Consider the following 1,293-nt stretch of genomic DNA (forward strand, 5'->3'; position numbering starts at 1 on the left):
AGATGTTCAATTACTATCACAATGTCAGATTAAAGGGTTTACTCACTTTAAATATGACAAGGGTTACGACCGCAAAAGTTGTGAAGCAATAGTAGCTTACCGTTTCCTAGCAGCGACTAGAGGTAGGGCACAAGCAGTCTATCACTTGAATACAGTCATTGACTTATTAGGAGAAACAACCACCTATGACAACGAACAACGGGGCAATTATACAACAGTTGAATGTGAAGCAACAGCAGTCAATTAATGATGCGATTAAGCAATCACAATCCGATAATACTGATAACGCTCGCATCCAAGCGAGGAAAGATGCCATTGAATGGGGTATCGCTTACAAGAAATACCTCACTGATTATAAAGAAGAAGCTCGGATGATTATCCAAGAGAAAATCCTCAAAGAGAAGGATGAGAAACTGGAATCATTGGATTTAGATGAATCTATGTTTTTCCCAGGGCTACCATCAGCTCCACATATAGGATGATGGCTGTAACCTACGAAACCTTGGACTGCAACACCTACGGAATTTTGAACAAACCTAGAAACTATCAGCAAGTTTTCATTGAAATTACCGTAGGTAAGCACGTCTACATCATTTCATCACCCATTGACTTTAATAAGAGCGGTTTCACCGAAATCGAAGTAGAAATCAAACTAGCATCTTTAGAAAAGCGATGAAGACACGAGTTAACACAATTATAGAGCCTGCCTTCCTGGCGGGTTTAATGCTAGCACTCTTGCTAGTTTCAGTACCGTTAGTTACAGCGAGTACATTCAAGCAAAGCAATCAAAACAACAATAACTATGGGATTACTGAGTAAATACTTTAAAGGTGAAGTTACTGAAAAATCTTCATCTGCAATCGGGAACGGCAATCATGCCATCAATAAAGATGAAATTATTACAGGTGGCGCTTTAGGTCGATTTTCACCTGAACATACTCCTAATTGGAAAGGCATTCAATCAGTACCGACTGTAGACCAGGCAAGGTATATGTCTACTGAAGAAGCAAAAGCTCTTACCGCTCACAGAAAGCAGTTAGCAGAAGCTAAAAAAGCAGCAAGGGTAGGGTATCAGGAGTTGCAACGCATTGATAAATACGATACCGCTGTAGTCGGCTACTACTCTCGTTACACCAAATCAAACGCCCGTGAGGGGTTAAAACAGACAAGAAAATTAGCAGGACTCCCTGATAACTGTCCCATATGCAACGGTCAACACAAGAGATGTAGCACTAACGGCAGTCTGGTTATCTGTGGTGAAGATTGGCAAGTACCAGGCTGGAAAAATTTAGG

Annotated in this window: 4 protein-coding genes; all 4 read left to right on the top strand. The window is 40.8% G+C overall.

The genetic code is table 11. The features are described 5' to 3' along the window. On the top strand, window positions 1-247 hold a 247-nt coding region (locus ACP6PK_RS10620), incomplete at its 5' end, for a hypothetical protein (protein WP_426559579.1). Continuing rightward, window positions 186-482, top strand: a complete 297-nt coding sequence (locus ACP6PK_RS10625; protein WP_426559580.1) for a hypothetical protein — start codon at window positions 186-188, stop codon at window positions 480-482. The genes ACP6PK_RS10620 and ACP6PK_RS10625, both read left to right, overlap by 62 nt. Window positions 483-526: 44 nt before the next feature. Then, window positions 527-676, top strand: a complete 150-nt coding sequence (locus tag ACP6PK_RS10630; RefSeq protein WP_168186625.1) for a hypothetical protein — start codon at window positions 527-529, stop codon at window positions 674-676. A gap of 126 nt (window positions 677-802) precedes the next feature. Further along, window positions 803-1,293 (top strand): hypothetical protein (locus ACP6PK_RS10635; protein WP_426559581.1); only part of this gene is annotated, 491 nt, incomplete at its 3' end.

This window comes from Dapis hubbardiae BLCC-M172 (genome assembly GCF_050016015.1).
Classification (GTDB): Bacteria; Cyanobacteriota; Cyanobacteriia; order Cyanobacteriales; family Microcoleaceae; genus Trichodesmium.

Bases quoted from the DNA above. Each gene is read 5' to 3' on its own strand.
- ACP6PK_RS10625 (WP_426559580.1), top strand. From the start codon at position 186: ATGACAACGAACAACGGGGCAATTATACAACAGTTGAATGTGAAGCAA.